Annotated in this window: 4 protein-coding genes; all 4 read right to left on the bottom strand. The window is 72.9% G+C overall.

Annotation, left to right across the window (positions count from 1 at the left end; translation table 11 throughout):
- On the bottom strand, window positions 1-864 hold an 864-nt coding region (locus I003_RS0112765; RefSeq protein WP_037720755.1), incomplete at its 3' end, for a nucleotide sugar dehydrogenase.
- A gap of 18 nt (window positions 865-882) precedes the next feature.
- Entirely contained in the window at window positions 883-2,184 is a 1,302-nt protein-coding gene (locus I003_RS0112760; RefSeq protein ID WP_037720723.1) for a hypothetical protein, read from the bottom strand.
- Window positions 2,184-4,301: an SGNH hydrolase domain-containing protein gene (locus I003_RS0112755; protein ID WP_027771888.1), complete on the bottom strand. Its 2,118-nt coding sequence runs from the start codon at window positions 4,299-4,301 to the stop codon at window positions 2,184-2,186. Before I003_RS0112755 ends, I003_RS0112760 begins: the two co-directional genes overlap by 1 nt.
- Before the next feature lie 55 nt (window positions 4,302-4,356).
- On the bottom strand, window positions 4,357-6,315 hold the full coding sequence (locus I003_RS34215; RefSeq protein WP_051368214.1) for a glycosyltransferase family 2 protein: 1,959 nt from the start codon (window positions 6,313-6,315) through the stop codon (window positions 4,357-4,359).
- Between the last annotated feature and the right edge of the window lie 2 nt (window positions 6,316-6,317).

Here is a 6,317-nt window from a genome sequence, read left to right as displayed (position 1 = left end):
CACGCCGAGTTCCCCGGCGCGGGCCATGAAGGCGCGGATGTCCTTGGGCAGGCAGCCGCCGCCGAACCCGATGCCGGCGCGCAGGAACTTCTTGCCGATCCGCTCGTCGTAGCCGATGGCCTCGGCGAGCTTGACGACGTCACCGCCGGCCGCCTCGCAGATCTCGGCCATCGCGTTGATGAAGGAGATCTTCGTGGCGAGGAAGGCGTTGGCGGAGGTCTTCACCAGCTCGGCGGTCGGATAGTCGGCGACCACGAACGGCGTACCGTTACCGACCGGCCCCGCGTACACCTCCCGCAGCAGTCCCTCCGCGCGCTCGCTCGCCACACCGACGACGATGCGGTCGGGGCGCAGGGTGTCCTCGACGGCGAAGCCCTCGCGCAGGAACTCCGGGTTCCACGCCAGCTCCGCCTGCTCGCCCGCCGGGGCCAGCTCCGCCAGCCGGCGCGCCAGCCGGGCCGCGGAGCCCACCGGCACCGTCGACTTGCCGACGACCAGACACGGACGGTCGAGCCGCGGGGCCAGCGCGTCGATCGCGGCGTCGACGTAGCTCATGTCGCAGCCGTACTCGCCGTGCTTCTGCGGCGTGTTGACGCAGACGAAGTGCACGTCGCCGAAGGCGGCCAGCTCGTCCCAGTCCGTGGTGAAGCGCAGCCGGCCCGTCGCACCCTCGACGCCCGCGACGTGCTTGCGCAGCAGCTCTTCCAGGCCGGGCTCGTAGATCGGCGCCCTGCCCGCCGACAGCAGCTCGACCTTCTCCTTGACGACGTCCAGGCCGAGCACCTCGAAGCCCAGCTCCGCCATCGCGGCGGCGTGCGTGGCACCGAGGTAGCCGGTGCCGATCACTGTGATTCTCAACGACATCCGTGCGGGTCCTTCTGGTTATCGGCGGATTCGGCGGAGGCCGCGCCGGGCGGCGCTCCGCAGCGGGTTGGTGGCGCCGCCCCGGTCCCGGGCGGGGGCGTCGGCGGGCGCCGGCTCCGGCGCGGAGGGGGCGGCCGCCCCGGTGGCGGGGGACGTGCCGGGCCCGGAGGAGTTCGGCCCGGTGGCGTCCTTCGCCGCCGCGGCGGCCTTGGTATCGAGCGACGACTGCGCGAGCAGCGCGCCGATGACGGCCTGCGCCGCCGCGGCGGCCGGGATCACCGCCTCGGCGGGCGGCGCGGCCGGTGCACTCGGGCGCCTGGCCAGCGACGCCAGATCTCCGACGATGTTGACGCCGAGCGCGGCGATGGCGGCGGTCATCTTCCCGGCCAGCTCCGTGGCCTCGGCCACCGCCCACTCGGGGGTGGTGACGCGGGCCTCGTCACGGGCCGGCTGGTACTTGTCGCGCATCCGGCGCAGCGCCCCGGCGCGTACGACCTTGCCGTGCCGCTCCACCGACCAGCCGCGGCGGTGCGACTCCTCGTTGAGCAGCCGGACGAGTTCGGCCTCGCCGTGGGTCATCGACCGGTTGTCGCGGTCGTCGTAGACGAGGAACCCGGCGGGCAGCCCGGCGAACTCCTCGAAGACGCGGAGCTGCATCTGCTGGTCGGACTCGTCCTGCACCAGCACGGTCAGGTTCTCCGGGCCCGCGGCCGCGGCCCAGCGGGCGATCAGCTCGTCGTGCCGGTGCCGACGCCAGAAGCTCGGCGTCGGCTCGATACACGGCTCGCGGTGGAACATGGCCTCAAGCCAGTCGTCGTAGGACGAGCACAGCCCGTTGCGTACGTACTGCTGCCACTGTGACGGCAGGATCTTCAAAAGCGGCCGCAGCGTGACGACCACGTGCACCCGCTCCCCGCCGCCGAGTTCGGCGACGACCTCGCGGGCGGCGTCGTCGCCGGCGTTGGAGAAGTACTCGCTGCTGATGACCGTGCGCCGGTCGGCGGCCTGCCGGCACTCCCGCACCAGCCGCCGCCAGCGCTCCATGCCCGGCCGGTCGCGCTGGAGGAACACGTCGAGGTGTTCGCGTACGGGCGTGCCCGCCGGCCCCGGGAACTCCACCCCGATCTTGGCGAGCGCCGCCGAGACGGGTTGCCGGTGGGTGCCGGCGTAGACCACGTCGTACGCGGGCAGCCGGTCGCGGGCGCTGTGGAACGCGCCCTGCAGGGCGGTGGTGCCGGTCTTGTGCGGGCCGATGTGGAGGATACGGCCCCCGCGCGGCACCGTGGGCACCAGCGTCGGAGGCGTCGGCTGCGTCGGCATCAGGAGTTCTTCTCCCCTCGGACGCTCGTGGGCAACTGATCGTCCAGCCAGCCCGTGAGCGTCTGCATGTACGTCTCGGTGATGTGCTCACCGGCCCGGTAGACGATCACGTTGCCGATGACGGCCGGGCAGGTCCCCTCCGGGCACAGCTCGGGCGTGAGGTCGATGACGCGGACCCCCGCCTGCTTCGCCGCCTCCGTGGTGACCTGCTCGTATCCCAGCCCTTCGCGCAGCGGGAACGCACAGTCGGTGAGTCGGTCGGTGGCTCCCGACACGCACGAGGGTATGTCCTGCGGCGGGTACGGGATGTCGGCGAACGCTGTGACGTCCGCCCCGTTCTCCTTCAGCTCGCGCAGCGTGGCGGACATCCCGGCACGCAGCGCGGCGGTGTTGTCGTCGCCTTCGAGCTTGTCGCCGCCGCTCATCGCCGCCTGGTCGTCGCGGTTGCCGACGAGCACGAGGCCGGCCTTCTCCTCGGCGATGAGCTCGACCGCGGAGGCCCGCCAGTCGTCGCACTCGGTGTAGTCGCGCTCGTACTGCCGGTTGTAGATGGTGACCTTGGCGGGGGTGCACGCGGACTTGGTGAGGATGAGCAGCCGCCAGCCGCGCTCCTCGGCGACGGTGATCAGCGCCGGGGCGTACTGGGCGGCGTGGGAGTCACCGAAGAGCGCCACGGTGGTGTCCGACTTCCTGTCGCCGTAGATGCACCCCTCGGCCTCGGTGTCGCGCTGCCCGGCGTGGCAGCCGTTGCCGTACACCGCGCCCTCGTCGGCGTCGGCGTCCTCCGGCAGCGGGCGGAGTACGGAGGCGGACTCCTGGACCTTCGTGGATTCCTGCAGCGCGGCGGCGCCGACCGCCTGCGAGGGGTCGGCGAGCTTCATGGTCGGCACGGTGGCCCAGGTCAGCCAGCCCAGCAGGGCCCCTGCGGCGGTGCACGCGAGGCCCAGGACGAGGCCGCGGCCCACCGGCGCCAGCGCGCGCGAAACCCGTACCGGGTTTTCCACCAGGGTGTGGGTGAGCGCGGCCGGCACCCAGCTCGCCGCGACGACGACCGCGAGCTGGGCGGTGGTGAGGTGCGGCCACTTGACGGTCGCGAAGGCGACGGCCGGCCAGTGCCACAGGTACCAGGAGTACGAGATGCGCCCCACGTACCGCATCGGCGCGATGCCCAGCAGCTTCGCCCCCGCGGTGTCCTGCGCCGCGGCGCCGGCCGCGATGACGGCGGCGGCGCCCAGCACGGGCAGCGCGGCGGCGGAACCCGGGAAGGGGGTCTCGTCGGAGAAACCGAGCGCGGCCGCCGCGATGGCGGCGAGCCCCGCGAGGGCCAGCACGCCCGCGACCCGGCCCGGCAGCCGCCGCCAGGCGTCCGCGGGCACCAGCGCGATCAGGCCGCCGACGGCCAGCTCCCAGCCGCGGGTGAAGGTGGAGAAGTAGGCGGCGCCGGCCTCCTGCTCGGTGAGGTGGACGGAGTACGCGAACGAGGCCGCGGCGATGGCGCCGAGCGCGACGGCGAGCCGCGGGCGCACCGCCTTGCCGCCGCGGCGCGTGCACCACCAGCCGATGGCGATGATCAGCAGCGGCCAGACGAGGTAGAACTGTTCCTCCACCGCCAGCGACCAGAAGTGCTGTACGGGGCTGGCTTCGGCGCCCAGCGCGGAGTAGTCGACGGCGAGCGACGCCTGCTGCCAGTTGACGACGTACAGCGCGGCGGCGGCCAGGTCCTTGGCGACCGTCTTGCGCTCCACCGGCGACATCAGCAGCCACGCCAGCAGCGCCACCGCGGCCAGGACGACGGCGGTGGACGGCAGCAGCCGGCGGGCGCGGCGGGCGTAGAAGCCGGTGAGGGAGATCCGTCCGCTGCGCTCCAGCTCCCGCACCAGCAGCCCGGTGATGAGGAAGCCGGAGATGACGAAGAAGACGTCCACGCCGACGTAGCCGCCGGAGATGAGCGGCACCCCGGCGTGGTACAGCAGCACCACGCCGACGGCGACGGCCCGCAGTCCCTCGACGTCGGGGCGGAACCCCCGGCCGTGACCGGACGCGCGCGGCGCGTCCGGCCGTGACCGGCGCTCGGTCGGATCGTGCGCATCGAGCGCCGGGGCCTGCTGGCCGTGCATCAACCCTCCGGGTAACGGTGCTGGTGGTGGCGGGTACGCCGGGAACGCCGGGACGTCACTTGCGCGCGGCCAGCCGGGACTTGGCGGAGCGCAGCACCGTGCCGAGGCTCCGGCCGGCCGGCGCGGAGGAGCCGCCCGCGGCGGGCGCGGGGCGTACGGGGACGGTCCAGGCAAGGTTCCCGGCGCGTACGGTCGCCTTCGGCGTGAAGGCGTCGCGCCGCTTGCGCGCCTCGCGCGGCAGCCGCACCCGGGCCCGGTAGGTCCGGGTGGCGCCGGTGGCCCTGCCCGGCTGGGCGACGGCGGAGGCGACGACGCCGGCGGGGCCCTCGACGTCCAGCCGCACCGCGTCGGCGGGCAGCCCGGAGACGGTGGTGCGTACGTCGACGACGAGTTCGTCGCGGCGCGCCGGGGCCTGGGCGGCGGCCTCGAACCGCTTGGCGGCCTGGTGCTTGATCTCGCCGAGCTCCAGCGTGAGATGGCCGGTGGAGCGGATCGCGTAGAGGGTGACGACCTGGCCGGAGCCGGCGTGCTTGGGCGCCGCGTGCATCGCCGGCTGCTTGACCAGGCCCAGGTTGTTCTCGTCGCCGAACCGGGTGACGTTGACTTCGCCGCAGCTCAGCGAGAGGTCCCAGAGCGCCTCCTGCAGCGGCTCGCCGCCGCCGGCGGTCGCCGGGTCGATGTCCAGCCGGAAGTCCTGGTAGCCGGCGTCGTCCCGCGCCTCGTCGACCGCGAGCGGCAGCCGGTGCTGGACGATGCCGCCGCGCTGCTTGAGCAGCATCTCCGGCGGGGCGCTCCAGCCTCCGGGCCCGGGCGCCTTGATCTTGCCGGTGAGGTGGACGACGCCGGTGGCGGCGTCGAGTTCGGCCCTGCCGACACGGAACGGGACGGGAAGTTCGTCCGTGACGTCGTAGAACTCGTCCGGGATGTTCCTGGCGGGGTCGCGGAAGAACGGGTAGCGCGCGTAGACGCGGCCGTTCTCCGTCACGTGGTCCACGGCGCGGTCGCCGAGCTTGCGGTGGTACTTCGACGCCGTGAGCAGGTCGTCGAGGTCGCCGCGGCGCACCAGCTCCATCAGCAGCCGCTCCACGACGGACAGCCGGGCGGCCATGCCCTCGCTGTACCACTCGTCGAACAGCCGCCGCATGTCCTCGAACGCCTCCCGCTGGTCGGAGGCGTGCTTCTCCCGGCGCAACTGCCGGATGGTGTGCGGCAGGTCGATGGTGTAATGCCGGGCCAGCAGGTGGTGACGGCGCGGGCCTTCCGGCACGTACTCCCCGACCAGCTCGAACATCGCGCGCAGGAAGCGGATCCGGGGCGCGGTGCCCTTGGTGACGGAGGTGTTGTTGCCGCCGTCGTCCCGCTTGACCCAGTACACGCAGTCGTAGTCGGCGATCACGCTGATGCCGTCGGCGTTCAGATACGCGGCGCTGGTGAACGGCTGGTCCTGGCCGACCTTCAGCTCGGGGCGGAAGCGCAGCCTGTGTTTCTCGACCAGCTCACGCCGGAAGAGCTTCATCGGGTTCAGCGTCCAGTACACGCGGGAGCTGAACACGTCGGTGCGGGCCAGGTTCTGGTGGTACATCGACGTCGGCGCGCCGCGGCCGTTGACGCCGATCATCTTGCCGACGACGACGTCGGTGCCGTTGGTGTCGGCGGTGTGGACCATCCGCTCCAGCGTCTCGCGCCCGATGTAGTCGTCGGCGTCGAGGAAGAACACGTAGCGGCCGGTGGCCCGCTCCAGACCCACGTTGCGCGGGCCGGCGGGGCCGCCGGAGTTCTCCTGGTGGATGACGGTCAGCGCCGGGTTCTCCGCGGCGAGCCGGTCCAGCTCGGCGCCGGTGCCGTCGGTGGACCCGTCGTCGATGACGAGGATCTGCAGCCTGTCGGTGCCGATGGTCTGCTCCAGCACCGAGGTGACGCTGGCGGTGATGTAGGGCATCGAGTTGTACGCGCCCGTGATCACCGTGACGTCGGGTTGGGGTCCGGCCGCGGTCTTCGCCGCAGGGGATGTCATCG

This window comes from Streptomyces sp. CNQ329, assembly GCF_000482585.1.
This window is presented reverse-complemented; position numbering and strand designations above follow the sequence as displayed.

Bases quoted from the DNA above. Each gene is read 5' to 3' on its own strand.
- I003_RS0112760 (WP_037720723.1), bottom strand. From the start codon at position 2,184: ATGCCGACGCAGCCGACGCCTCCGACGCTGGTGCCCACGGTGCCGCGC.
- I003_RS0112755 (WP_027771888.1), bottom strand. From the start codon at position 4,301: ATGCACGGCCAGCAGGCCCCGGCGCTCGATGCGCACGATCCGACCGAG.
- I003_RS34215 (WP_051368214.1), bottom strand. From the start codon at position 6,315: ATGACATCCCCTGCGGCGAAGACCGCGGCCGGACCCCAACCCGACGTC.